Annotated in this window: 25 protein-coding genes; 17 read left to right on the forward strand and 8 right to left on the reverse strand. The window is 59.6% G+C overall.

Annotation, left to right across the window (positions count from 1 at the left end; all coding sequences use genetic code 11):
- From flhB to motA, 5 genes are all read right to left on the reverse strand, one after another.
- Positions 1–1,080, reverse strand: a complete 1,080-nt coding sequence (gene flhB / locus K290_RS0106780; protein ID WP_028751189.1) for a flagellar biosynthesis protein FlhB — start codon at positions 1,078–1,080, stop codon at positions 1–3.
- 93 nt (positions 1,081–1,173) lie between these two features.
- A complete protein-coding gene (fliG, locus tag K290_RS0106785; protein ID WP_028751190.1) occupies positions 1,174–2,217 on the reverse strand; it encodes a flagellar motor switch protein FliG in 1,044 nt (347 codons plus the stop codon).
- Between the two features lie 49 nt (positions 2,218–2,266).
- A complete protein-coding gene (fliN, locus tag K290_RS0106790; RefSeq protein WP_028751191.1) occupies positions 2,267–2,803 on the reverse strand; it encodes a flagellar motor switch protein FliN in 537 nt (178 codons plus the stop codon).
- A 66-nt stretch (positions 2,804–2,869) separates the two neighbouring features.
- A complete protein-coding gene (locus K290_RS0106795) occupies positions 2,870–3,814 on the reverse strand; it encodes a FliM/FliN family flagellar motor switch protein (protein WP_028751192.1) in 945 nt (314 codons plus the stop codon).
- Between the two features lie 5 nt (positions 3,815–3,819).
- Positions 3,820–4,692 carry a flagellar motor stator protein MotA gene (motA, locus tag K290_RS0106800; RefSeq protein WP_028751193.1) on the reverse strand — a complete coding sequence of 291 codons (873 nt, stop codon included), beginning with the start codon at positions 4,690–4,692 and terminating at the stop codon, positions 3,820–3,822.
- Between the two features lie 228 nt (positions 4,693–4,920).
- Between motA and flgF the strand changes: the two genes are divergently transcribed.
- The 13 genes from flgF to fliP all read left to right on the forward strand — a co-directional run bounded on the left by flgF (position 4,921) and on the right by fliP (position 14,046).
- Positions 4,921–5,655 (forward strand): flagellar basal-body rod protein FlgF, encoded by a 735-nt coding sequence (flgF, locus tag K290_RS0106805; protein ID WP_028751194.1) that lies wholly within the window; start codon positions 4,921–4,923, stop codon positions 5,653–5,655.
- Between the two features lie 12 nt (positions 5,656–5,667).
- A complete protein-coding gene (gene fliI / locus K290_RS0106810) occupies positions 5,668–7,056 on the forward strand; it encodes a flagellar protein export ATPase FliI (RefSeq protein ID WP_028751195.1) in 1,389 nt (462 codons plus the stop codon).
- A 100-nt stretch (positions 7,057–7,156) separates the two neighbouring features.
- Positions 7,157–7,702: a hypothetical protein gene (locus K290_RS0106815; protein WP_028751196.1), complete on the forward strand. Its 546-nt coding sequence runs from the start codon at positions 7,157–7,159 to the stop codon at positions 7,700–7,702.
- Between the two features lie 118 nt (positions 7,703–7,820).
- Positions 7,821–8,213, forward strand: coding sequence for a flagellar basal body rod protein FlgB (gene flgB, locus K290_RS0106820; protein WP_028751197.1), 393 nt, complete (start codon positions 7,821–7,823; stop codon positions 8,211–8,213).
- A gap of 16 nt (positions 8,214–8,229) precedes the next feature.
- Positions 8,230–8,649, forward strand: coding sequence for a flagellar basal body rod protein FlgC (gene flgC / locus K290_RS0106825; RefSeq protein WP_028751198.1), 420 nt, complete (start codon positions 8,230–8,232; stop codon positions 8,647–8,649).
- On the forward strand, positions 8,646–8,996 hold the full coding sequence (gene fliE, locus K290_RS0106830) for a flagellar hook-basal body complex protein FliE (protein ID WP_028751199.1): 351 nt from the start codon (positions 8,646–8,648) through the stop codon (positions 8,994–8,996). The genes flgC and fliE overlap by 4 nt, the downstream gene beginning before the upstream one ends.
- A gap of 97 nt (positions 8,997–9,093) precedes the next feature.
- Entirely contained in the window at positions 9,094–9,882 is a 789-nt protein-coding gene (gene flgG, locus K290_RS0106835; protein ID WP_028751200.1) for a flagellar basal-body rod protein FlgG, read from the forward strand.
- 33 nt (positions 9,883–9,915) lie between these two features.
- A complete protein-coding gene (gene flgA, locus K290_RS0106840; RefSeq protein WP_425337582.1) occupies positions 9,916–10,401 on the forward strand; it encodes a flagellar basal body P-ring formation chaperone FlgA in 486 nt (161 codons plus the stop codon).
- Complete coding sequence (locus K290_RS0106845) at positions 10,398–11,516, forward strand: flagellar basal body P-ring protein FlgI (RefSeq protein ID WP_028751202.1); 1,119 nt, start codon at positions 10,398–10,400, stop codon at positions 11,514–11,516. Before flgA ends, K290_RS0106845 begins: the two co-directional genes overlap by 4 nt.
- The gene (locus K290_RS0106850) at positions 11,513–12,046 is read left to right on the forward strand and encodes a MotE family protein (protein ID WP_028751203.1); all 534 of its coding nucleotides are present in this window, start codon (positions 11,513–11,515) and stop codon (positions 12,044–12,046) included. Before K290_RS0106845 ends, K290_RS0106850 begins: the two co-directional genes overlap by 4 nt.
- Positions 12,043–12,756 carry a flagellar basal body L-ring protein FlgH gene (flgH, locus tag K290_RS0106855; protein ID WP_028751204.1) on the forward strand — a complete coding sequence of 238 codons (714 nt, stop codon included), beginning with the start codon at positions 12,043–12,045 and terminating at the stop codon, positions 12,754–12,756. Before K290_RS0106850 ends, flgH begins: the two co-directional genes overlap by 4 nt.
- Positions 12,757–12,799: 43 nt before the next feature.
- Positions 12,800–13,291 (forward strand): flagellar basal body-associated FliL family protein, encoded by a 492-nt coding sequence (locus K290_RS0106860; protein WP_028751205.1) that lies wholly within the window; start codon positions 12,800–12,802, stop codon positions 13,289–13,291.
- Positions 13,288–14,046 (forward strand): flagellar type III secretion system pore protein FliP, encoded by a 759-nt coding sequence (gene fliP / locus K290_RS0106865; RefSeq protein ID WP_028751206.1) that lies wholly within the window; start codon positions 13,288–13,290, stop codon positions 14,044–14,046. Before K290_RS0106860 ends, fliP begins: the two co-directional genes overlap by 4 nt.
- Before the next feature lie 244 nt (positions 14,047–14,290).
- Here the strand turns inward: fliP and K290_RS0106870 are convergent, their stop codons facing one another.
- A complete protein-coding gene (locus K290_RS0106870) occupies positions 14,291–16,234 on the reverse strand; it encodes an O-linked N-acetylglucosamine transferase, SPINDLY family protein (protein WP_037135056.1) in 1,944 nt (647 codons plus the stop codon).
- A 331-nt stretch (positions 16,235–16,565) separates the two neighbouring features.
- Between K290_RS0106870 and K290_RS0106875 the strand changes: the two genes are divergently transcribed.
- A complete protein-coding gene (locus K290_RS0106875; protein WP_028751208.1) occupies positions 16,566–17,477 on the forward strand; it encodes a flagellin N-terminal helical domain-containing protein in 912 nt (303 codons plus the stop codon).
- A gap of 257 nt (positions 17,478–17,734) precedes the next feature.
- Positions 17,735–18,646, forward strand: coding sequence for a flagellin N-terminal helical domain-containing protein (locus K290_RS0106880; protein ID WP_028751209.1), 912 nt, complete (start codon positions 17,735–17,737; stop codon positions 18,644–18,646).
- 131 nt (positions 18,647–18,777) lie between these two features.
- Here the strand turns inward: K290_RS0106880 and K290_RS0106885 are convergent, their stop codons facing one another.
- Together K290_RS0106885 and K290_RS0106890 are read right to left on the reverse strand one after the other, a co-directional pair.
- Positions 18,778–20,040, reverse strand: a complete 1,263-nt coding sequence (locus K290_RS0106885) for an ATP-grasp domain-containing protein (RefSeq protein WP_028751210.1) — start codon at positions 20,038–20,040, stop codon at positions 18,778–18,780.
- Positions 20,034–21,521 (reverse strand): pyridoxal phosphate-dependent decarboxylase family protein, encoded by a 1,488-nt coding sequence (locus K290_RS0106890; protein WP_028751211.1) that lies wholly within the window; start codon positions 21,519–21,521, stop codon positions 20,034–20,036. Before K290_RS0106890 ends, K290_RS0106885 begins: the two co-directional genes overlap by 7 nt.
- 320 nt (positions 21,522–21,841) lie before the next feature.
- Between K290_RS0106890 and K290_RS0106895 the strand changes: the two genes are divergently transcribed.
- Positions 21,842–22,762 carry a flagellin N-terminal helical domain-containing protein gene (locus K290_RS0106895; RefSeq protein ID WP_028751212.1) on the forward strand — a complete coding sequence of 307 codons (921 nt, stop codon included), beginning with the start codon at positions 21,842–21,844 and terminating at the stop codon, positions 22,760–22,762.
- Between the two features lie 256 nt (positions 22,763–23,018).
- Positions 23,019–23,996 (forward strand): flagellin N-terminal helical domain-containing protein, encoded by a 978-nt coding sequence (locus tag K290_RS0106900; protein WP_028751213.1) that lies wholly within the window; start codon positions 23,019–23,021, stop codon positions 23,994–23,996.
- Positions 23,997–24,078: the final 82 nt, after the last annotated feature.

Genomic DNA, 24,078 nt, shown 5'->3' on the forward strand with positions numbered 1-24,078 from the left:
TTATCGTACCCGTTTTCTATTCGACTGCGCGGCATAGATCCGATGAATCAGTTCTGCGACGGCCTTGTAAAATACTGACGGGATGACACTATCTACCGAGACTTGCGCAAACATGGAGCGCGCGAGTGGCGGGTCTTCGAAGACGGGAATGCCGTTTGCCTCGGCGATCTCCCTTATTTTGAGGGCGATGAGGTCCTGTCCCTTGGCGACGACGACCGGCGCATCGTTTTCTTCCCGGACATAGCGCAGCGCTACGGCAAAGTGGGTCGGATTGGCGATGACCAGAGTGGCGCGGGGCACCTGCTTCATCATGCGCCGGCGGGCACGGTCGCGGGCAATCGAGCGTTGGCGCGATTTAACGATCGGGTCGCCCTGGGATTGCTTGAACTCTTCCTTGACCTCCTGCTTCGTCATTTTCAACTGATCGACCCAATGGAAACGGGTCCAGAGCACGTCGCCGATGGCGACGATGGCAGTTGCCAAAAGCACGATGGTCAGAATTCTCTGGATGATGGTCGACAGCCGCACGAAGATCGTCTGCGGATCGGAAACCAGCGAATCGATTGCGTGGAAGAACTGGCCGCGCAGCACGAAGAACATGATGACGCCGACCACGAAGATCTTGGCAAGCGACTTGCCGAATTCGACAAGGCCCGAGGTACTGAAGATTCGGCCCCAGCCGGCCACCGGCGATATGCGGGAAAACTGCGGCTGGATGCGGTCGAGAACGGGTGTCGGCAGGTTCTGGAACAGCGAGGAACCGATACCGAAGGCGAAGAACAGTACGACGGCGGGCAGCAGCAGGTTACCAACTTCCCAGCCGATGCGGATGAAGAGGGAAATGACGTCCGGCCCAGTATCGAGTCGCCACTGATCGGGTTTTTCGAAGAGATCGCGCAGCACCTCGCCCATGCGCCCCATGCGCGCCGGCAGGAAGAAGGTGACGTAGATGACGGTCGCGAGCATCGATGCGAAGAGCGTTGCTTCCCTGGAGTGAGGCACATTGCCCTTCTCCATGGTGTCGCGGAGTTTTTTCTCCGTCGGTTTTTCTGTTTTACTGTCCTTGTCTTCGTCAGCCAAAGCAGCCGTCCTTCATGAAACGGAAAGAGGCCGTGCATCATGCACGGCCTTGTTCTGAACAGTCTAAGACGATTTAGGTGAGTCGCGCTGAGGTCACGCGGCTTCTTCCACAGGCGTCTTGTCTTTTGCCTTGAGTTCGATCTGGCCGGAATTGGAAAGCCGGATGGCTTCCTGGGCGATGGCGCGCCGCGCGATGGCGATTTCGCGTGGATTGATGCCGGTATTGCCCATCTGCAGGTCGGATTCGATCATGCGGCGCTGGCGCGGGCTGATCGAACTGAGCACGATCTCGCGAATCTCGGACGACGAGCCGCGCAGCGCCATGGTGAGAATGTCGGCTGCAATGTCGTTGAGCAGCATGACGCGGCTCGGCTGCGGCATGAGCGTAAGGTCGTCGAAGAGGAAGATCTTCGGGCGTACCTTGTCGACCGATTCCTTGTTGAGCGTTTCCAGCGAAGTGAGCAGCGTGTCGACCTGCGGCTTGTCCAGCTCGTTCATCAGCTCCGCCACCTTGGTCGAGCCGGAAGCATTGCGTTCGGCATCGATTTCGGCCATCAGCCCCAGCACGCGGTTTTCGATGATCTGCGCCGCTTTCGGGCTGACATCCTTGAGGTTGACGGTGCGGTTCATGATGTCGGCGCGTTGCGCCTCCGGCAGTTGCAGCAGAACCTTGGCGCCGAAGGAGGATGGCATCATCGACAGGACATAGGCGATGGTTTGCGGATGTTCGCGCAGGAAGAACTTGGCGACGAAGGTCGGGTCCGCCTCGCCGAGGCGATCCCAGATCGAGGTCTCGTAAGCCTTGAAAGCCGTGCGCCGGCCGAGAAGGCTGTCGACCTCATCGGGTGTCAGGCCTTCTTCGAGGATGCTTTCGATCGCCTTGGCGTTGTCCATCAGACCCGCGCCTTCGGTGAAGAGATCCTCGAACTCCGCGACAAGCTGAGCCAGTTCGTCCGGCGGAATCAGCCTCAGCGATTGCGCGGACGCGATGATGAGCTGCAATTCATGCTGCGTAAAATACTTCAGCAGCCGCCCCGCCACCTGTTTTCCCATGGCAAGAAGAACGGCTGCGGCTTTTTCAGCCTGAGTTAACGGTTTCTCGGCAATCGCACCGCTGAAATCGTCAAAGTCCATCATGGTCTTCGTCTCCGTCCCAAACCGGGAGTGGGCTTATCCTGAACCGGGTTCAGGTTTTCTTTGTATTCGATACTTCAATAAGCTTGATGCCGAACCGGGTGTCGTCATGTTCCAGCACGGTAATTTCGCCCCGGCCGATTCTGCGGCCGTTGACAGTGATTTCGACGGGCTCGCCGATCTTCTTGTCGAGGGCGATAATCGCGCCTTCGGTCAGGTTCATCAGGCCGGAGACCTGCATGCGGCTGCTGCCGAGCACGATCTGAACGTCGATCGGGATGTCCATGATCAGATCGAGATTGGCGGTCAGCGCGCTTCCCGGAGCGGCCGGTTCGGCAAAGGAGGAGCCGCCGAAATCGCCGCCGCCGAAGGTGGAGCCTGCGCTGTCGTCGCCGAAATCGCCACCGAAGGCGGAAAGATCCGTGCCCGGCTCGGCCCCGAATGTATCGGCACCGAAGTCTGGCATGCCACCGTCGGTGTCTTTCTTCAACACGCCGCGCAGGCCGTCGATGGCCTCGTCCAATGCGGCGTCGCTGTTTTCCACTTCCAGCGATTCCTCGCTGCTTTTCTGTGTCGTCTTCCTAACCATGAAATCACTATTCCAGTTGAAACTTGCCTCAAGCTGCCGTGGGTAGGCGAGCCACCCGCCAGCCGGTCAATTCATCAGGTGTCGAAGAAGCTCGTCGTCGGAATTCACATTATCCTTGACGCGCACCGTGTAATTTTCGCCCGAGCGGCCGAATTCGCAGATGTAGAGGTCCTTGCTGTTGGCGCTGACCTCGACGCGGACATCACCCGCATCCATGAAGGGAATGACGTCGCCGACCGCGAGCCTGGAAATCGTGTTCAGCGTCAGGGATTGCAGCCGGATCCGGGCCTCCAGCGTCACCTGCGAGCGACGCACCTGCTCGCTGAGCTGCTCCGTCCATGCTTCCGATGCGGCGGATGGGTTCTTCGCCCGCGGTGCGCTGACCACGGTGCGCAGCAGAACCTGCTGCGGGATGATGACGACGATTTCCGAAACGGTCTTGCCGAGAGAGATCATCATGGTGATGGCAGCGGCGAATTCATCTGCCTGGTCGGCAACCGGCTTCGGGCGGTTCTCGATATTGTACGGCGGGTCCAGATAAGGTTCGAAACCACCGGCCGCGTTGACGGCAGAGCGCAGCACGTTGGCGATCTTGTCGAATACCATGACCGCAAGATCGAGCTCGATCGTCGACAGCGGCCGCGGAACGGGCGCCTCGATGCTCTCAGGCAGCGCACCCAGCATGTGCTCCATAAGGGTCATGATGAAGCCCGAGCCGCAGCCGAGAACGAACTTCGGTGCCCAGTTGCGCAGAGATCCATTCGCAAGCGCATAATTGCCGCCAAGGCCGGCGATGAGATCGTTCATCAGTCCCGATCGGCAGCCGGCATAGGCGATGGACACGTCGAGACCGGTTTCGGTCTTGATGAAGTCGGGGAGAAATTCGCCGTAGACCTGGCCGAAGGCGGCGGCGAGCTTTCCAACGGTTGCCTGGTCGCCGAGGCCACCGGTCAGCTTGGCAAACAGGGCGCGATCCATCGACTGTACCTTGGCTGGTGATTGCTGGCTCATGATCGTCAGGCCGCCTTGCTCTCACCGCCGGGATTCATCATTTCCTGCTCGACGGCATCGATCGACGGCCGTTCGTAGGAGGAGATGGTCTTGCGGCCATATTCGAGCGCCACCTGCGGTACCGAGCCATTCATGTAGGCGAGCAACGTCTGCTTCACGATCACGTAGAGGCGATGCTGCTTGTTGCGAACGATCTTGATCTGCGACACGAGGGGGGCGCAGACGGAGTAGGAAAGGATAATGCCGAGGAAGGTGCCGACCAGTGCCGAGCCGATAAGGTGACCGAGCACTTCGGGCGAATCGTTGATGTGGCTCATGGCCTTGATGACGCCGAGAACGGCGGCGACGATACCGATGGCCGGGAAGGAATCGCCCATGATCGTGATGGCATGGTAGGGCTTCATCTTGTCGTGCAGAATGGTGTTGATTTCCTCGTCCATCAGCGCCTCGATCTCATGCGAGCGGGCGTTGCCGATGATGATGAGGCGGACATAATCGCAGATGAACGCCGTCAGTTCCTTGTTCTTCAGCACCGTCGGGGCGGCCTGGAAGATTATGGATTCGTCCGGGTTGTCGATGTGCGCTTCGATTTCGTTGCGCGACTTGGTGCGCAGGTCGCGCATCAGCGCATAGAGCACGCCGAGCGTGTCGAGATAGTTGCGTTCCTTCGGAACCGCATGCTTGAAGGCCTCGCCCAGCGCCTTACCGGAATCCTTCACGACCTTCATCGGATTGGCCATAATGAAGCCGCCGATGCCTGCGCCCGCGATGATGACAAATTCGAAGGGCTGGAACAGCGCGTCCACATGCCCGCCCATCGCCATGAAGCTGCCAATGATGCAGCCGCAGGTCACTACAAATCCGATAATAATATTCATCGCCAGTCCACACCTGAACGTTGCTTCCTTCGTTGAAGTAGGGGACCTGCCTTGCGTGAGGCTGTTCGGTGCGCTCCGAAAATGGCCTTTCGACGTGTCAGCTTCGCACAAGCCAATGCGGGTAGGGTATCGGGTAAGGGCATCCACGCCCGGCTAACGAAATGTAGGAGCGCCGCAATATTGGCGTTTCCTTTCCCGTTATTCTCCAATGTCCGGAGGGCGTTGAAAATGCAGTCTGGTATCTATGTGGCGCTGTCATCGCAGATGGCGCTCGAGCGGCGTCTGACGACGATCGCCGATAACATGGCCAACGTGAATACCACGGGTTTTCGTGGCACCGAGGTCAAGTTCAATCAAGTGCTCAGCAATACCGAAAACAAGCTCAACGCCAAGGTCGCCTTCGTCTCGCAAGGCAACGACTATCTCTCCACCGACAACGGCGAACTGGAAAACACCGGCAATCTCTTCGATTTTGCGGTCAAGGGCGATGCCTGGTTCGGCATCAACACGCCGGCAGGCCTGGTCCTGACGCGCGACGGCCGCTTCACCATGACCGAGAGCGGAGCGCTTGTCTCCACGCGAGGCTATCCGGTGCTCGATCCCGGCGGCGCACCGATCCAGCTCGATCCCGGCGGTGGGGCACCGAGCGTCTCCTCGGACGGCACGATCGCGCAGAACGGCAAGCAAGTCGGCAAGATCGGGCTCTACAGCGCCGATATCAGCAAGGGCTTCCTGCGCTATGATAATAGCGGTGTCTTGCCGACAGACCCGCCGCAGTCCGTCGTCGACCGCTCCAATGTCGGTATCGCCCAGGGGTATCTCGAAAACTCCAACGTCAACGGCATGCGGGAAATGACCCAGCTTATCGAAGTCAGCCGTGCTTTCGATAATATTTCGACGCTGACGAACAGCAGCGAAGGCACGCTCTCGGATGCGATCAAGACCCTCGGCGGCAGCCAGTAAGAGGGTCGGATGATGTTCGAGGATGGGCTGCCTGAGGGCGCGATGTCGCCAAGATTTTCGCGTATGGCCGCTTTGGCGGATCAATATTTGATGGCGGAAAATACGGTTGCCGACGGCGGCCATGTGCGCACTATCGCCGCCGGACAGTACACCGTCGCCGGCCTTTCCAGGCATGTGCGTCTCGGCGAGTTCGTCGCCCACCGATCCTCGACCGGCATCCATCTCGGCGAAGTCGTCCGCGTCGAGCCTGAGCTGACCTATGTCTGCCCGATCGAGCCGGGCGAGCCGATCGGCATCCATGACACGGTCATCCGCAAAGGCGCCTTCCGTATCGCTCCGTCGGATAGCTGGTGCGGGCGCACGATCAACTCGCTGGGCGAGCCGATCGATGGCCTGGGACCGCTGACGGCGGGCATGGAGTCGCGCTCGATCTCCAATACTGCGCCGCCCTCGATGACGCGCAAACGCGTCGAGACGGGCTTCAAAACCGGCGTGCGCGCCATCGACATCTTCTCGCCGCTCTGCCTTGGCCAGCGTCTCGGCATCTTCGCCGGTTCCGGCGTCGGCAAGTCGACGCTGCTGTCGATGCTGGCCCGCGCCAATGCTTTCGACAAGGTGGTGATCGCCCTGGTCGGCGAACGTGGCCGCGAAGTCCGCGAATTCATCGAGGACACGCTCGGTTCCCACATGCAGAAGTCGATCGCCATCGTCGCGACCAGCGACGAGAGCCCGATGCTGCGCAAGATGGCGCCGTTGTCGGCCATCACCATCGCCGAGCATTTCCGCGATCAGGGCGACAATGTGCTGTTGATCGTCGACAGCGTCACCCGCTTCGCCCATGCGATCCGCGAGGTTGCGACCGCGTCCGGCGAACCGCCGATCGCGCGCGGTTATCCGGCCTCCGTCTTCACCGAACTGCCGCGCCTTCTCGAGCGCGCAGGTCCGGGGCCGGAAGGGACCGGCACGATCACCGCCATCATTTCCATCCTCGTCGACGGCGACAATCACAACGACCCGATTGCCGATTCCACCCGCGGCATTCTCGATGGCCATATCGTCCTGCAGCGCAGCCTGGCGGAGGAGGGTCGTTATCCGCCGATCGATCCCTTGGCCTCGGTGTCGCGCTTAGCGCGCAAAGCCTGGACGCCGGATCAGGAAAAGTTGGTTTCGCGCCTGAAGGCGCTCGTGCACCGCTATGAGGAAACCCGAGACCTGCGCCTGATCGGCGGATATCGCCAGGGCAGCGACCCGGATCTCGACATGGCCGTCCGCCAGGTACCGATCATCTACGACATCCTGAAACAGACCCCGGGCGAACGCCCCTCGGCCGATGCCTTTACCGACCTTGCGACCGCGTTGAAAAACGGCTCGGCCGCAAACATCCAGCCGAGAGCAAAATGATGTTTCCACGCAATGTCGTTCGCTCCAGCCAATTGATGTCGCATCCCCCGGTCCGAAATTGCTTCACGCCGTTCGGGCCATGCCGAGAGAGAGGCCAGACGTGAGAGAATCCGATGCAGACGAACCGGTCGCTCCGCTGAAGCCGGTAAAAAAGCGGACCTTCACCGATAAGGCACTGGCCGGCACCGGCCTGTTGCTCGCCGGTATCTCGGCCTTCTTCCCCTGGTACGTATTCCTGAACCCGGACAAGTTCGGCATTCACGTTGCCGAAGGCGATCGCACCCGTGACCTGCCGAACTGGCCGGGACGCGAGATCGTCAACGTCTCGCCGCTCGCCATGGTCAACAAGAATCCGAACGAACCGAAGGTTATCGCTCCCGATCCGCTGACGACGGCGACGATCAGCAACGTCGGACGCGAAGACGATAAGGGCCAGCCGGCCGAAGATCAGCCGTTCCCCGGCAAGTCGCCGTTCCATTTGCTGCACGTCGCCAACGGCCGGGCTCTGATCGAGGATGACACCGGCATGTATGTCGTGCGCGTCGGCTCGATCCTGCCCGATAACAGCCGTCTGGCGACGATCGAGCAGCGTGACGGAAAGTGGATCATCGTCACCTCTACCGGCGATGTCTACGGCCATGACTGATAACCCGCAATCGCCTGCGTATCAGGCTTAGTAAAGACTTTAGCAAGAACGCATTCCCCGCAAGTCCCACGCAAGATTATCCCTCTAGGGTCCCTGCTGTAAGAACGGAGAGAAGCCCATGCAACCGATTCAGCTCTTTGACCTGGCCTCGCGGCAAGCCGAGTGGCTCCAGGTTCGCCAGGAGGTCGTTGCCGGCAATATCGCCAATGCCAATACCCCGAAGTTCCACGCGAAGGACGTCACGCCGTTTCAAGCCGTTCTCGACAACGAGAACGTCGCCATGGCGAAGACCAATCCGGCGCATTTTTCGGGCAATGAATTCAGTCAGAGCGGCGACGTGAACGTCGAGGAAGCGTCGCTCAATCAGGAAATCGGCGTCCAGGAGTCGGGTAACACCGTTGGCCTGGAAGACGAGCTCGCCAAATCCGGCGACATCCAGCGCCAGTACGGTTTGAACACCGCGCTGGTCAGCTCCTTTCATCGCATGATGTTGATGACCGTAAAACAATAGATGAAGTGAAGATGTTATGGACCCTTTATCAGCCGCGTTGAAGATCGCGGGCTCCGGCCTGGAGGCCCAATCGACCCGCCTGCGTGTTGTTTCCGAAAATATCGCCAATGCCCGTTCGACGGGCGATACTCCCGGTTCCGATCCCTATCGCCGCAAGACCGTGACGTTCGGTGCCGAGCTTGATCGCGCCAACGGCCTGACCACGGTGGGGGTGAAGAAGTTGGGGGAGGACACCGGCAAGTTCATCGAGGAATACGACCCAGACAATCCGGCGGCGGACACCAAGGGCTATGTCAAGATGCCCAACGTCAACGTTCTCGTTGAAATGGCCGACATGCGCGAAGCCAATCGCTCCTATGAGGCCAATCTGCAAACGATCAAGCAGTCGCGCGATCTCATCAACTCCACCATTGATCTCTTGAAGAATGCACAATGATTGACGCTATCAAGAATATCTCCTCCCTTTCGGCAGTCCGCGGTCTCGGCAGCATCGCCACGGACCAAAGCTCCTCTTCGTCCAACAGCCCGGCATCGACGCTTGGCTCAACGCTCGGAAACGCGACCGGGACCAGCTTCGCTTCGGTCATGTCCAATGTGGCGAAAGACACGGTCAACACGCTGAAGGAAGCTGAAAATGCCTCCTTCGCCGGCATCAAGGGGACGATGAGCACCCGTGAAGTGGTCGACAAGGTCATGCAGGCGGATCAAACGCTGCAGACGGCGATCGCACTGCGCGACAAGGTCGTCTCGGCCTTTCTCGATATTACGAAAATGCAGATTTAGGGCGGGTGGCCCCGCTCCCATTATTTGATTTGGCGCGATCTTGTTCAAAACCGCTTAGCGGCTTTCGGGATCACGCTCTAGCTCGAAGGACCAAGACATGAGAGCGCTCGCTATTGCCGCGACGGGCATGGACGCCCAGCAGACCAACCTCGAAGTGATCGCGAACAACATCGCGAACATCAATACGACGGGTTACAAGCGTTCCCGCGCCGAGTTCTCGGACCTTTTGTATCAGACCGAACGCGCCAAGGGCATTTCCAACCGGCCGAACCAGGCCGTGGTGCCGGAAGGCGCCAATATCGGTCTCGGCGTACAGACGACGGCCGTGCGCAACATTCAGATCCAGGGCGAACTGTCGCAGACGCAGAACGATCTCGACGTCGCGCTGGTCGGCCGCGGCTGGTTCCAGATTCAGATGCCCGACGGCACGACGGCCTATACGCGCGCCGGCTCGTTCAACAAGAGCGATACGGGCCAGATGGTGACCGCGGACGGCAACGTGCTGCAGCCGGGGATCACTATCCCAAACAATGCCAGCAACATCGTCATCAATGAATCCGGTCAGGTCTCGGCGACGATCGGCACCGCGACGACGCCGACCGTTCTCGGCCAGTTGCAGATTGCCAACTTCGTCAACGAAGCCGGTTTGCAGCCGATGGGCAGCAACCTCTTCACCCAGACGCCGGCCTCCGGCGATCCCGTCGTCTCCGATCCCAACCAGAACGGCTTCGCCTACATGAAGCAGGGCTACCTGGAATCGTCGAACGTCGATGCGGTCAAGGAAATCACCGACCTGATCTCGGCGCAGCGCGCCTATGAGATGAATTCCAAGGTCATCACCACCGCCGACGACATGGCGCAGATCGTCAGCAAAGATCTGAAGTAACGAGAGGACGGGCCGAACATGAGGTTTCGCCGGATGAAAAGCTTAGCAATGGCCTGGTTCGCCGCAGCGAGCCTCTCCGGCATCTTCGTGTCGGCCACTCCCGCCGGCGCAACCGGCACCGACGGCACCAGCCTGGGGACCGCGGTCGTGCCGACCGAGACGATTTATCCGGGCGATATCATCAGCAGCGGTCAGCTCGAAGAGGTCGAGGTCACCAATCCCAACCTCACAGGCGACTATGCCAAGCGGCTTCGCGATGTCACGGGGTTGGTATCGAAGCGGACGCTTCTTCCGGGCCGCACGATTTCCATTTCCGCCCTGCGCCAGCCCTTCGCAGTGACACGTGGCTCCAATATCCGTCTGGTGATGAACATGGGCAGCATGACGATCACCGCGGCCGGAACGCCGCTGGATGACGGCGCGGTCGGCGATAGCGTACGAGCCCGCAATCTGGACTCCGGCATCATCGTCAACGGCACGGTTCTCGAAAACGGCACGATCCGAGTGGTCGCAAAATGAGAAGCCTTCGTAATTTCCTCAGGGTTTTGCTGGCATTGCCCAGCCTGATCATCGCCGATCCGGCCCTGGCGATGCAATCGCGCATCAAGGACATAGCCTCGCTGCAGGCCGGCCGTGACAACCAGTTGATCGGCTACGGCCTGATCGTCGGTCTCCAGGGAAGCGGCGACAGCTTGCGTGCCTCACCGTTTACCGAGCAGTCCATGCGCGCGATGCTGCAGAACCTCGGCATTTCGACGCAGGGCGGTCAGTCGGCCGCCAAGAATACCGCCGCGGTCATGGTGACGACCAATCTGCCGCCCTTCGCAAGCCCCGGCAGCCGCATCGACGTCACGGTCAGTTCGCTCGGCGATGCGACGTCGCTTCGCGGCGGTACGCTGATCATGACTTCGCTCAGCGGCGCCGACGGGCAGATCTATGCCGTCGCGCAGGGCTCGGTCATCGTCTCGGGTTTCCAGGCCCAAGGGGCTGCTGCCAGCGTCACCGAAGGCACCACCACCGCCGGCCGCGTGCCGGGCGGCGCCATCATCGAACGCGAACTGCCTTCGCGTTTCAAAGACTCGGTCAATCTTGTCCTGCAATTGCGCAATCCGGATTTCTCTACTTCGATCCGCATCGCCGATACGGTCAATGCCTGGGCGACCTCGCACTTCGGCGCTCCAATCGCCGAGGCTAAGGATTCCCAGGAAGTCGCGATTGAAAAGCCAAAGATGGCCGATCTGACGCGGCTGATGGCAGATATCGAAAATCTCGACGTCCAGACCGACACGCCTGCCAAGGTCGTCATCAATGAACGCACCGGAACGATCGTCATCGGCGCCGATGTCCGCGTCTCGCCGGTCGCCGTCAGCTACGGAACCCTGACGGTCCAGGTCAGCGAAAACCCGCAGATAGTCCAGCCGGAGCCCTTCTCGAATGGTCAAACGGCCGTTCAGGATCAGACGGATATCACCGCTAGCAAGAGCGGCGGCCGCGTCGCCGTGCTCGAAGGACCCGATCTGAAGACGCTGGTTTCCGGGCTGAACAATATCGGCGTCAAGCCGGACGGCATCATCGCCATCCTGCAGGGCATCAAATCGGCCGGCGCCCTGCAAGCGGAGCTCGTGCTGCAATGACATCGATCACCATTGCCAGGAAATTGCTGACCTCCGGCTGCGTCGCGGCAGCGTTGCTGCTGTCGGTCTCTGCGGCAGCGCAGGAAGCGCCGAAGCCGGTCATGGATCCGGCTTCGAGCCAGGACGAGATCAAACAGTTCTGCACCAACATCGCCGATCCGGCCCGCGATCAGCGCTATCTGCTGCAGAAGCAGGAGCTTGAGAAGCTGCAGGCCGATATCGACCAGCGCATCGCCACGATGGACAAGCGCAAGGCGGAATACGAAGACTGGCTGAAGCGGCGCGACGACTTTCTGAAGACCGCCGATTCCGGCCTGGTCGACATCTACAAGAATATGAAGCCCGATGCGGCGGCGGCAAGCCTTAATGACGTCAAGGTCACCGTGGCGGCCGCGATCATCATGAAACTCTCGCCGCGCCAGTCGAGCCTCATTCTGGCGGAGATGGACGCGCAGAAGGCGGCTGTTGTCACCAACATCATCTCCAGCGCGTCCGATCCGAATACATCGAAGTCGAAGGACCCCTCATGAACATGCGTCTTACGGCCACGTGCGCAGTCGTCGTTTTCCTCGCCGGTTGTCAGTCGCAGGCTCTGAAGGAAATCGGCCGCGCGCCCGCCATGAGCCCGATCGGCAGCGGCCTGCAATATGCGCAGACGCCGCAGATGTTGCAGTATCCGAAGCGGCCGCATCAGGTCGCACAAGGTTACTCGCTCTGGAACGATTCGCAGGCGGCCCTTTTCAAGGATGCGCGCGCCCTCAATGTCGGCGACATCTTGACGGTCAATATCTCGATCAACGACAAGGCGAATTGGGATAACGAGACGAACCGCAGTCGCACGAACAAGAGCGACATGAACTGGAACATCACCGCCAAGATCTTTGGCTGGCAGCCGAGCACCAATGCCGACGCGACCTCCGGCTCCGACACCAGCACCGACGGCAAGGGCAAGATGCAGCGTTCCGAGCAGATTACTCTGCTTGTGGCCGCGGTTGTCACCGGCGTCCTTGAAAACGGCAATCTGATGATCAGCGGTTCGCAGGAAGTGCGGATGAACCAGGAAATTCGCATCCTGAACGTCGCCGGCATCGTCCGGCCGCAGGACGTCACCTCGGATAACACGATCTCCTACGACAAGATCGCCGAAGCGCGTATCTCCTACGGCGGCCGCGGCCGCCTGACGGAAGTGCAGCAGCCGCCGCGCGGCCAGCAGGCGGTCGATCTGCTGTCGCCGCTCTGACGGCCGGGCAGCACATAGCATTCGATAACGGGCGGACAAAGACATGGCAGCGGCAGACGCATCGGAAAAAAGCAAGGGATCGCCGCTGATCATGATGATTGCCGGACTGGTGGTCCTGACGGCTCTCGGCGGCGGCGGCGGCTGGTTCCTCGGCACCATGGTGGCGCCGAAGATCAAGACGGCGACGGCCGTGGTGCAGGCCGCGGCGCAGGCTCCGACCGGCGAAAAGCAGGCTGCTGCCGCCGCGGAAGCAAACGGCATCATTCAGCTCGATCCGATCACGACCAATCTTGCCTATCCCTCCCAAAACTGGATCCGGCTGGAAATCGCGCTGATGTTCAAGGGCAAGCCGGACGCGCAGCTTGCGGAAGCCATCCACCAGGATATCCTCGCCTACGTCCGCACCGTTTCGCTGCAGCAGGTCGAGGGCCCGCGCGGCTTCCAATATCTTCGGGATGACATTCAGGAACGTGTTGACCTGCGCTCGGAAGGGCGCGTATCGAAAGTTATGTTCAGAACTTTCGTGATCGAATGATTCGATTATTACTTGCTTTACTTATATTAGCTTTTGCTGCGTTTTCGCCTGAAATGGCGATGGCGCAGCAATTGCCATCTCAGCTCCCGACGGATCTCTTGAATGTCCCGGTGAACGGGTCGGTCGCGGCTTGGATCATTCGCACCTTCGGGCTGTTGACGATCCTGTCGATCGCGCCCGGCATCCTCATCATGGTGACCAGCTTTCCGCGCTTCATCATCGCCTTCTCGATCCTGCGTTCGGGCATGGGCCTCGCGACCACGCCGTCCAACATGATCCTGCTGAGTCTCGCGCTGTTCATGACCTTCTACGTCATGTCGCCGACCTTCGATCAGGCCTGGAAGGATGGCGCGCAGCCGCTGCTTGCCAACCAGATTTCGGAGGCCGACGCCGTTCAGCGCATCGCCGAGCCGTTCCGTACCTTCATGTCCAACAACACGCGCGACAAGGACATCAAGCTCTTCGTCGATCTGGCGCAGGAGCGTGGGCAGACGGTCGTGGTCGACAACAAGATCGATTACCGCGTGCTAATCCCGGCCTTCATGATCTCGGAAATCCGCCGCGGTTTTGAAATTGGCTTCCTGGTCGTTCTGCCGTTTCTGGTCATCGACCTGATCGTCTCGACCATCGTCATGGCGATGGGCATGATGATGCTGCCGCCGACATCGATCTCTCTGCCCTTCAAGATTCTTTTCTTCGTGCTGATCGACGGCTGGAACCTGCTGGTCGGCAGTCTCGTGCGTTCTTTCCACTAATCGCTGCCGCCGGCGGGGCAGTCATCGGCAGCAGAGCTTCCGGTGACGCCAGGCAACTCTGGGAAAGTGCACGGCGATTTTCCGTCCGGAATTGCGTAAAACAGGGTAGGGCGTTTCAGCGAAGTGCTGAAACGCTTAATGCATGTCGCGCAAAAGTGTGCGGCGGTTTTGCGAGAACGACATGCAAAAACAAGGAGCTAAAGCGTGGGAGCGAACCTGAAAGATCGCGAGGAGCTTTAGGTCCTCACTCCGCGGCGATTGCCGCCGCATTCTGATCTTCGGCCATGAACGGCTCGGTGCGCACCGGCAGTGCGGGCACGTCCATGTGATCCGGCCCGAGACCCTTCCTGGCGCGTTCGACCATCATTTCGTAAGCGGTCTCGATGTGACGGGTCAGGCGTTCGGCGTCGAAGAGCGGCTTGGTATATCGGTTGACGACCAGTGTTTCCTTGAGCGCGGCAATGCGCTCCGGCTGCCCGGCAAGCTCCACGGCCATATCTTCGTAGGCTTGAACATCGGCGGCCACCAATTCCGGTACGCCGATGGCGGTGAGCAGGCTTTCGCTGACGCGTGAGGCGAAGTTCGTGCCCTTCATCGTCAACACCGGCAAACCGCCCCAGAGCTGTTCCGAGGTCGTCGTATGGCCGTTCACCGGAAAGGTATCGAGACCGAGATCGGCCAGTTGCTGGCGGTCGATGTGATCTTCATAACGGATACGGGTGGTGAAGACGATGCGCTTGCGGTTGACGCCGCGCGCCTCCAGGCGCGCCCAGAGGTTGGCCTCCGCCCTCGGACCGTTGCAAAGCAGCCAGAGCACGCTGTTCTTGGTGCGCTTCAGTATGTTGCACCAGACATCGACCATTTGTGAAGTGATCTTGCGGTTGCCGTTGAACGAGGCGAAGACGAAGGCATCTTCAGGCAGACCATGTTGTGCTCGTGTCGTCGGCCGTGCCTTCGGACGATATATCGGATCGTTCGGCTGATAGCATTCGGGCAGCCGGCAGAACTTCTCGTGGAAATGCGGCTTGGAATGATCCGGCAGGACGTGGGGATCGCCGATGATGTAGTCGAGATCGATGTTGACGGCAGAGCCCGGAAAGCCGAGCCATGCCGTTTGAATCGGCGCTGCCTTGTGATTGAGGATGCGGACGCGGCTATCTTTGGTATGCCCCTTGAGGTCGACAAGAATGTCGATCCCCCGAGCGCGGATCGCCTCTGCCGCCGCCTGATCGGAAAGGCTGCGAATATCGACGACAGTACCCCATCTCGAAAAATCGAACTCTTCCTCGCGCTGAGAAGTCAAAGAAGAATGGTCAAAGAGGGTAATTTCGAACCGGCCCCTATCGTGCAGTTCAAATGTCCGCTGAATGAGCTTCATCGTCGCATGGCCGGGCCAGAAGTCCGATGAGAGATAGCCGATGCGAATCTTGTCCGCCCATGTATGCGGCGCCTTGCGGCGCGCCTCGGCGTGGCCGGCGGGCAGCGGCACTGTGTCATGCACCGCAAACTTGTTGATCGCTTCGTCGCCGCACCAGTGCAGATGGAAGAAGGGGTTATCCGGTCTGACATAGTCGAGATTGCCGGCGGCGATCGACGTCAGGATCGGCGCCATATGTTTGTCCACCGTGGCGAGATCGGACAATTCGCGGGCGAAGATCAAATGGAGCGTGCGGAAGATGATGTTGTCCGGATGCTTCTTGAACAGGGTGGCGACGATGTGGCGATTGCCCTCGTCGTAAAGGTCGTCGGTCAACAGTTTCGCGGCCATCAACCGGTGTCTGAGCTCCGGTCCTTCGACGAGGACGGTCTTGAAGCCGGCCAGCAGGTCTCTTTGCTGACGGCTCAGAAAGATGCTTGTAAGAGCATAGGCGAGCTCAGGATCCTTGAGCGCCTGAGGCAGGATCAGGCTTCCGATCGAGAGCGTCGCGTCTTCGTTGCCGGTGGCAAAATGCAAAAGCAAGGCTTCCCGCAGATAGTCTTCGCGAATTGGCTTTTGTCTGCCTGCCAATTCGTACGATCTCGCCGCGTCCGATCTGAAGCCGAGTTTTACCAGCGTCTTTGCCAGCAAGGCGTAGGTCTTCGGCGATTTGTCGGTATTGAGCAGCTCGTTCAGTGTTTCGAGCGCACGCGTATATTGCCCCTTTTGATAGAGGCTGGACGCTGTCACATAGGCGTTTTTCGTATTCACGAGCGAGAACTCCGGGCGAACTTTGAACAGTCTCCGGCAAGGGCCGAAGTCCGTCATCATGGATTCGTGGGATAATCGCGCGCGTAGCTTGCCTGAAACCGAAGCAATGGTTGAACGCTCCTTTACGCATCGTTAGCTACGTTGCGGTCGGCCGCCTCCCGGGCTTGCGTGTTTAAGAAATTCGCAAGCAATGCATGCGAGTTTACCTGCGACATGACGGGTTTGGCCTTCTAGGAAATGGGGCCGAGGAGCATGAAGCCGCTCCGTCATCGCCGGTATTTGAAGTCCGGTATGTCCTCCTTTTCGTATTCAGTTTCCAGGGGACACACTTATGACCAGCATTGTAACCAACAATTCCGCTATGGCCGCACTGCAGACTCTGCGCGGCATCAGCTCCAACCTGCAGAATACGCAGGAAGCCGTTTCTTCCGGCCTACGCATCTCCAAGGCTTCCGATAACGCTGCCTATTGGTCGATCGCCACCACGATGAAGTCCGACGACAGCGCTATGGGCGCCGTCTCCGACGCCCTCGGCCTTGGTGCCGCCAAGGTTGACACGGCATCTACCGCTGTGACCAGCTCGCTCGACATCGTCGGCCAGATCAAGGACAAGCTCGTCACCGCCATGGAAGGTTCGGTTGACAAGGGTCAGGTCCAGGAAGAAATCGGCCAGCTCCAGCAGCAGTTGCAGAGCGTCGCTCAGTCCGCTTCGTTCAACGGCGAAAACTGGGTCATGGCTGCAAGCGGCGACTCCGCTTCGGTCGTTTCCTCCTTCATCCGCGGCACCAACGGCACCGTTTCGGTCAGCACCACGTCCTACGCATTCGACACCGGTGCGACGGGCAACGTTCTGTTCGGCTCGAACAGCGGTTCGATCGACACGTCTTCGGGCATTCTCGGCACCGTGGACAGCACGGTCAATGCCTCGGTCTTCAGCCTCGACATCACCAACATGACCGGCGGTCAGATCTCCAGCGCCCTGAACATGGTTCAGACCGCTCTGAACTCCATGACCAGCATGGGTTCGAAGCTCGGCTCGATTTCCAGCCGTATCGACCTGCAGACGTCTTTCGCTTCGTCGCTGTCAGACTCGATCGAATCGGGCGTTGGCAAGCTCGTCGATGCCAACATGGAGCAGGAATCGAGCAAGCTCTCTGCTCTGCAGACGCAGCAGCAGCTGGCTATCCAGTCGCTCTCGATCGCCAACTCCTCTTCGCAGTCGATCCTGTCGCTGTTCCGTTAAGAAGAAGGACTGGCGCTCGACGCCGGCCGAAATTTCTAAACACCAAGTTAACCGCGCCTCCGTAAGGCGCGGTTTTTTTTATATTTTCGGATTGGGATCGGTTCAGGTTTTCTTAACCATATTGCTGTTTTCTAACACCATTGAAACGGCGAGTTAACCTTAACAGATTGGGTTAGCAGGCATGATGCTGAGTGCCGTTACCGGTTTTTAGGTCCGGAATGTCCCTTAATTAACCGCTGCCAAAGGGGCAAAATATTATGACGAGCATCCTTACCAACAACGCTGCAATGTCCGCCCTGCAGACGCTGCGCGGCATCAACAATGACTTGCAGAGCACTCAGAATGCCGTTTCTTCCGGCCTGCGCATCTCCAAGGCTTCCGACAACGCCGCCTATTGGTCGATCGGCACCACGATGCAGTCCGACGACAGCGCTATCGGCGCGGTCTCCGACGCCCTCGGCCTCGGTGCCGCCAAGGTCGACACGGCAACCACCGCCGTCACGAGCGCCCTCGACATCGTTAGCCAGGTCAAGTCCAAGCTTGTAACCGCCATGGAAGGTTCGGTCGACAAGGGTCAGGTTCAGGAAGAAATCGGTCAGTTGCAGCAGCAGCTTCAGAGCGTTGCTCAGTCCGCTTCGTTCAACGGCGAAAACTGGGTTGTGGCTGCCGCCAACGACTCCGCTTCGGTTGTTTCCTCCTTCATCCGCGGCACCAACGGCACCGTTTCGGTCAGCACCACGTCCTACGCTTTCAACACCGGCGCGACGGGCAACGTTCTGTTCGGCTCGAATTCCGGCACGATCGACACCACGTCCGGCATTCTCGGCACCGTGGACAGCACGGTCGGTGCCTCGGTCTTCAGCCTCGATATCACCGGCATGACCGGCGGCCAGATCTCCAGCGCTCTCAACATGGTTCAGACCGCTCTGAACTCCATGACCAGCATGGGTTCGCGCCTCGGCTCCATTTCGACCCGTATCGACCTGCAGACGAGCTTTGCTTCGTCGCTGAAGGACTCGATCGAATCGGGTGTTGGCAAGCTCGTCGATGCCGACATGGAACAGGAATCGAGCAAGCTCTCTGCTCTGCAGACGCAGCAGCAGCTCGCCGTCCAGTCGCTCTCAATTGCCAACTCCTCTTCGCAGAACATCCTGTCGCTGTTCCGTTAATAGGAAGAGCCGGCGCATGGCGCCGGTCGAAATTCCGAAACAAAGATCTACCGCGCCTTCCCAAGAGGCGCGGTTTTGCATTTCAGGGAGCCTCTATCGTCTTGTTGCTCTCGGTGAACAGGGCGGTTTGCTCAGGCCCCGTTCGTGCCCCCGCCGATCTTTCTGTTGCGCACGGCATCGATGAAGCCATCAAACAGCTTGCGCATGGCAACCTGCTTGTAGGGATAGACGGCGGCACTATCCATGTTATGGACGACCATCGCCACGTCGAGTTCAAACACCAGCAGACGTCCGTCGGGAAGCTCCGCGCAGTCGATGCCGAAATAATCAAGCCCTATGTGGCGATAGAGAGCCTCGAAACTCTCCTTGTGGCGGATTGCGAAATCCGTATCGAAATTCTCCATCCAAGCCTGTTCGACAGCGCGCTTCGCCGGGCTTTCCGCCATGCCGGCGCTCAGATAGTGCACGATCCAATGGTCGGAGAGCGCCATATGGCTGGCGAAAGCCTTCCCGTCGATGAATACGATGCGTTGCTTGTTGTAGAGGCCGTCCGGCCCGCGGAAATCGATGAAGGGAGCCACATAGAGTTCGGGAGCCGGCTGCGTGGCAATCCACGCGGACAGTTCCGAGATGTCGGCGATGCGCTCCATTCCGTTGCCGGCATGGGTGCTGATCGGACGAACGACCAGCGGAAACGACAGCCCCGGTGCGCATTCATCCAGAATCTTTGTGCCGGCACCGATAGCAATAAGATCTCCGCGAGATATGCGATGCGTGCTCGGCGACAGAATGGAGGGCTCGTTGGCCAGCATGCCGCTGACGCCATCGCGTGTCAGGCGGCTGATCAGTTCCGGATCATCGTTCATGATCGGGCCGTTGAAATCGGCCAGCAGCTTCTGCATCCGTTCGAGCACGGGGGCGTTTTCCGTCGATTCGCCGATCGCCATGAATGCAACGTCGTGATCCGGCAAGTCCGCCAGCGCGGTCGTTTCGGTATCCACATAATGTAGCCAAAGCACGCAGTCGCTATCCGCCAGCAGGAAATCCAGCGGCGTATTCGCCATGAAATTCCCCGGCGTCACGAAGGCCAGCAGCCGAGGTCCCCGTCCATTCCCATGGACGATGCAAAAATTGCGGCTCAGGTCCACCGCGCCCCGCAGGACCTGTTGAGCCTCCTCGGCGCGGTTAAGCGTCTGCAGGATCGTCGCCAGGTCGAAGATCGCCGCCGCATCAGTGCCGTCGGCCCCGACGCGTTGCATCAGCTCGTTCCAGAGCGGCGTCACGTCCGCCCCCGCATAGATAAGCGACACGATCCTCTGCATGCCCAGAATTCGGTTGGCGCCTCCGATTTCGTCAGGGGCGCGATCGGCCACGAGGCCGGATGTCATCAGCATTGGAGCAAATCCTGTCGAGAACCGAGTTTCAGAACCCCGTCAATCAGCGCGTCGATATCCGCCTGCTGCGTGCGATGATTGACGATTGCGGCGCGGATTGCCGGTTGTCCGTTGAAGTGGGTGAGGGAAGGGGCAACGCGCCCTTCGGCGTGGAGATGTTCGATGATCCGTGCATTGACCTGCGGCGGCGCGTCACCGCCGGGGCCGACATAGGCAAAGCAGACGATGTTGAGCGCGACCGGCGCGAGGAGCCGCAAGGCCGGTTCCCGTTCGATACGGCCCGCCAGACCGCGCGCCAGAGCACAGTTGGCAGCCATCGAATCTCCTAGTGCCTTGAGGCCATAGGTCTTGAGGGTGAACCAGGTTTTGAGTGCGCGGAAGCCGCGTGACAGGTCCGGGCCATAGTCGCAAGGCCACCAGTCGCCGCCAGCCAGGCCAGACGCCGCACGGCTGAGATACGCCGCGTCCGAAGCAAACGTCTGGCGCTGCCAAGTGCTGTCCCTGACGAGCAGGAAGCCAGCGTCGTACGGCACCTGGCCCCATTTGTGGAAATCGAACGCGAGTGAATCGCAGGACTGGATGCCAGTGAAGAGATGCGCCAGATCATCGCACAGGATGCCTAAGGCCCCCAGCGCGCCGTCGACGTGAAAATGCAGATCATGGGCGTTGGCGATACTGCGCAAGGCGGTGAGATCGTCGATCGCTCCGGTGTTCACCGTCCCCGCGCTTCCTATAATCAGGAAGGGCGTATGTCCTTCGTTGTTGTCGCGTATGATGGCACGTTCGAGGGCAGCAATATCGATCTGGCCGGCCGAGTTGGCCGGGATACGCCTGAGCTGATCGCTGCCGATGCCGGACATTTCGCAGGCGCGTGGGACGCAGCCATGCACTTCGTTCGATGCGTAGGCCACCAGTCGTGCCCCGTTCGACAGGCCTTTTGCGCGGACATCTGCACCGAGTTTTCTGCCTAGCGCGAGCAGGACGGCGACAAAATTGGCTTGCGAGGCGCCGGTCAGGAACAGGCCGCCAGCGGTATCGGGAAATGAGAATATTTGCCGCGTCCAGCGGATAATCTGACGCTCGACCTCGATCGGCATATGGTCGCGCCCGCCGAGATTGGCGTTCAGACCGCCGGCCAGCATCTCCGCCAACATGCCGGCAACGGTTCCGCCGCCCTGCACCCAGCCCATGAATCCCGGGTGGATATTGCCGCTGCCATAGGGAAGGATGTTGTCGCGGAATATGGCATGGACATCCGCCATAGCAGTCGGTTCGACCGGCAGCGGCGCGTCGAACAGGGTGCGCGCGGGCAATGGGGCCGGTTGCCAGACGGGCTTCTCGGAGAGCGTTGCCAAATGGTTGAGCATGTCGTCCAGCATCTGGTGACCCTGCTTGCGCAGGATTTGCCAGTCGTCGGGGTCGAGGCTTGTTCGTTGACGAGGGCTGTCCCACGGCAATTCGCCGTCTTGTAAACTTAGCATGCCGATCCCGCATTGGCTGAATTGTCGACGTCGCGTTCACACCGTTTCCGGCGGGACAGTCGTCCGATCGTGCCAATCTTATGCCGCCCAAGGTGGCGCGAAGCTGACCTGATGCGCGGTTAGCCTTTCAGGATATATGATTTTGTTAACTTTCCGGTTTTGCCGTTAACCTTTTATTAAGCCTAATGTTGTCATCTGCGGCTAACGCAACGGTTGGTTAACTTCTCCTAAGAGCCGGTTAACAGGCATGACGCTGACTGCCGTTCCCGGCCGAAGACCGGAATGTCCCTTCCAATTTCAGCCACAAGGGGCACTTCTCCATGACCAGCATTTTGACCAACGATGCGGCAATGTCTGCTCTCCAGACTCTGCGCTCGATCAACAATAATCTGGAAGATACTCAAAACCGCGTTTCCTCCGGCTATCGCGTCGCCAAAGCCTCCGACAACGCCGCCTATTGGTCGATCGCAACCACCATGCGCTCCGACAACAGCGCCCTTTCGGCCGTCTCCGACGCGCTGGGTCTAGGTGCCGCCAAGGTCGACACCGCCTATACGGCAATGGACAATTCCATCAGTGTCGTCGAGCAGATCAAGGACAAGCTTGTCGCGGCAACGGAAAACAGCGTCGACAAGGCTGACGTTCAGGAGGAGATTTCGCAGCTCCAGCAGCAGCTTGAGAGCATCGCGCAGTCCGCTTCCTTCTCCGGGCAGAACTGGATGATCGGAGCCAACGGCGCCTCTGCGTCTGTCGTCTCCTCCTTTGTCCGCAACAACGACGGCACCGTCGCGGTCAACAGCACCAGCTATACGTTCGATACGGGATCGCAAGGCAACGTGATGTTCGGCGCCAATGCCGACGGCACGATCGATACGAGCTCCGGCATCCTCGGCACCACACAGGATATCAACGGCATCGCCTATTCCGTCTTCAGCCTCGATATTACCAACATGACGAGCGGCGACATCTCCCAGGCGATGAACCTGGTGCAGTCGTCCCTCAATACGATGACGAGCACTGCTTCGCAGCTTGGCTCGCTGTCGACCCGCATCGACCTGCAGACAAGCTTCGTTTCAACGCTGAGCGACACGATCGACTCCGGCGTCGGCAAGCTTGTCGATGCGAACATGGAAGAGGAATCGAGCAAGCTCTCGGCGCTGCAGACCCAGCAGCAATTGGCGATCCAGTCGCTGCAGATCGCCAACAACAGCGCGCAGAACGTTCTGGCGCTCTTCAAGTGAGCCTTGACCGGAGCTTACGTTGGGAAAGCGCGGCGGCATTTCTCTCTTGCCGCCGCGCATAGGCTTTTGTTAGCGTCCCGGGTACTGATTTGCAGTATCTGCGCAGAGCCCCGGTGTCCAACCAATTTCGTTGGAGCCGCAGGGCTTTATCTAGCGACGGGCCGCGTTGGGATCATTCCCGCTGGCAGGCATGAGGCCATTCGTTGCTGCCGGATCGGTCCGGTCTGCCGTTCCCAATAGAATTACGGATTTTCCGATGAGCAATGTGACGACCAACCCCGCCTCTTTGGCCGCGCTGACCGTATTGCGCGGCGTCAACAAAGATCTTGGCGTCGTGCAGGAACAGGTTTCGTCCGGGTATCGCGTCGAGAACGCGAGCGAGGATCCGACCTATTGGTCGATGTCGAAGACGATGCAATCGGACCAGAGCAGTCTTTCCACCATCAGCGACGCGCTCGGCCTCGGCGCCTCGAAGGTCGATACCGCCTCCACCGCCATGGATTCGGTCGTCAATCTCGTGACCCAAATTCAGGCCAAACTGGTTTCCGCCAAGGAGCCGGGCACCGACAAGACCGCGGTTAATGCGGACATTCAGCAGCTCAAGAACCAGTTGCAGTCAGTCACCCAATCCGCGTCCTTCTCCGGTGAGAACTGGCTCTACAACGCCGATGCGCAGCCCGATACCGAGCAATCCGTCATCAGCAATTTTACGCGCGGTTCGAGCGGCCAAGTCAATCTTGTAACGATCAATTACGACAGTTCGCAGACCCTGATGATCGACACCTCTGAGGCGAGCCGCGGACTTCTGACGAAGAACACCGATGCCAGCACGTTCGATACATCCGGTGGAACGTCGACGTCCCGCAACTATTATCTCCTTGCTGCAGATTCCGGCACGCCGCCATCCGACGGCACTGAAATTTCGATTTCCGACAGCACGACCGACGATCAACTCACCGATATGATCAACGTCACGAACTCGATCCTGAAGCAGGTGACATCAGCGGATTCGACGCTGGGCGTCATGAAATCCCGCATCGACGATCAGTCCGATTACATTTCGAAGCTCAGCGATGCCATCAAGACCAGCGTCGGCAATCTTGTCGATACCAACATGGAAGAGGCATCCGCGCGCCAAAGCGCGCTGCAAACGGCGCAGCAGATGGGCATTCAGGCGCTGTCGATCGCCAACACCATGTCGAGCAAGATGTTGATCCTGCTTCAGGCAAAGTGAATTCCGGGTCGGCGCGGCCAAGAGGCTCGCGCCTGCCGCATTCATCCTCGCACAAGTTTGACCCCCTACGGTCCATCGCAAT

Origin of the sequence: Rhizobium leucaenae USDA 9039 (assembly GCF_000426285.1) — a bacterium.
In the GTDB taxonomy this organism is placed as follows: Bacteria; Pseudomonadota; Alphaproteobacteria; order Rhizobiales; family Rhizobiaceae; genus Rhizobium; species Rhizobium leucaenae.

What these genes read in the sequence shown, in the direction of transcription:
- K290_RS0106895 (WP_028751212.1), top strand. Translation starts at nt 21,842, where the DNA reads ATGACCAGCATTTTGACCAACGATGCGGCAATGTCTGCTCTCCAGACT.
- K290_RS0106795 (WP_028751192.1), bottom strand. Translation starts at nt 3,814, where the DNA reads ATGAGCCAGCAATCACCAGCCAAGGTACAGTCGATGGATCGCGCCCTG.
- fliE (WP_028751199.1), top strand. Translation starts at nt 8,646, where the DNA reads ATGATTGACGCTATCAAGAATATCTCCTCCCTTTCGGCAGTCCGCGGT.
- K290_RS0106875 (WP_028751208.1), top strand. Translation starts at nt 16,566, where the DNA reads ATGACCAGCATTGTAACCAACAATTCCGCTATGGCCGCACTGCAGACT.
- fliG (WP_028751190.1), bottom strand. Translation starts at nt 2,217, where the DNA reads ATGATGGACTTTGACGATTTCAGCGGTGCGATTGCCGAGAAACCGTTA.
- K290_RS0106900 (WP_028751213.1), top strand. Translation starts at nt 23,019, where the DNA reads ATGAGCAATGTGACGACCAACCCCGCCTCTTTGGCCGCGCTGACCGTA.
- K290_RS0106885 (WP_028751210.1), bottom strand. Translation starts at nt 20,040, where the DNA reads ATGCTGATGACATCCGGCCTCGTGGCCGATCGCGCCCCTGACGAAATC.
- flgC (WP_028751198.1), top strand. Translation starts at nt 8,230, where the DNA reads ATGGACCCTTTATCAGCCGCGTTGAAGATCGCGGGCTCCGGCCTGGAG.
- flgA (WP_425337582.1), top strand. Translation starts at nt 9,916, where the DNA reads ATGAAAAGCTTAGCAATGGCCTGGTTCGCCGCAGCGAGCCTCTCCGGC.
- K290_RS0106845 (WP_028751202.1), top strand. Translation starts at nt 10,398, where the DNA reads ATGAGAAGCCTTCGTAATTTCCTCAGGGTTTTGCTGGCATTGCCCAGC.
- K290_RS0106880 (WP_028751209.1), top strand. Translation starts at nt 17,735, where the DNA reads ATGACGAGCATCCTTACCAACAACGCTGCAATGTCCGCCCTGCAGACG.
- fliI (WP_028751195.1), top strand. Translation starts at nt 5,668, where the DNA reads ATGTTCGAGGATGGGCTGCCTGAGGGCGCGATGTCGCCAAGATTTTCG.
- K290_RS0106890 (WP_028751211.1), bottom strand. Translation starts at nt 21,521, where the DNA reads ATGCTAAGTTTACAAGACGGCGAATTGCCGTGGGACAGCCCTCGTCAA.
- fliN (WP_028751191.1), bottom strand. Translation starts at nt 2,803, where the DNA reads ATGGTTAGGAAGACGACACAGAAAAGCAGCGAGGAATCGCTGGAAGTG.
- K290_RS0106860 (WP_028751205.1), top strand. Translation starts at nt 12,800, where the DNA reads ATGGCAGCGGCAGACGCATCGGAAAAAAGCAAGGGATCGCCGCTGATC.
- flgF (WP_028751194.1), top strand. Translation starts at nt 4,921, where the DNA reads ATGCAGTCTGGTATCTATGTGGCGCTGTCATCGCAGATGGCGCTCGAG.
- motA (WP_028751193.1), bottom strand. Translation starts at nt 4,692, where the DNA reads ATGAATATTATTATCGGATTTGTAGTGACCTGCGGCTGCATCATTGGC.
- fliP (WP_028751206.1), top strand. Translation starts at nt 13,288, where the DNA reads ATGATTCGATTATTACTTGCTTTACTTATATTAGCTTTTGCTGCGTTT.
- K290_RS0106850 (WP_028751203.1), top strand. Translation starts at nt 11,513, where the DNA reads ATGACATCGATCACCATTGCCAGGAAATTGCTGACCTCCGGCTGCGTC.
- flgH (WP_028751204.1), top strand. Translation starts at nt 12,043, where the DNA reads ATGAACATGCGTCTTACGGCCACGTGCGCAGTCGTCGTTTTCCTCGCC.
- flgG (WP_028751200.1), top strand. Translation starts at nt 9,094, where the DNA reads ATGAGAGCGCTCGCTATTGCCGCGACGGGCATGGACGCCCAGCAGACC.
- flgB (WP_028751197.1), top strand. Translation starts at nt 7,821, where the DNA reads ATGCAACCGATTCAGCTCTTTGACCTGGCCTCGCGGCAAGCCGAGTGG.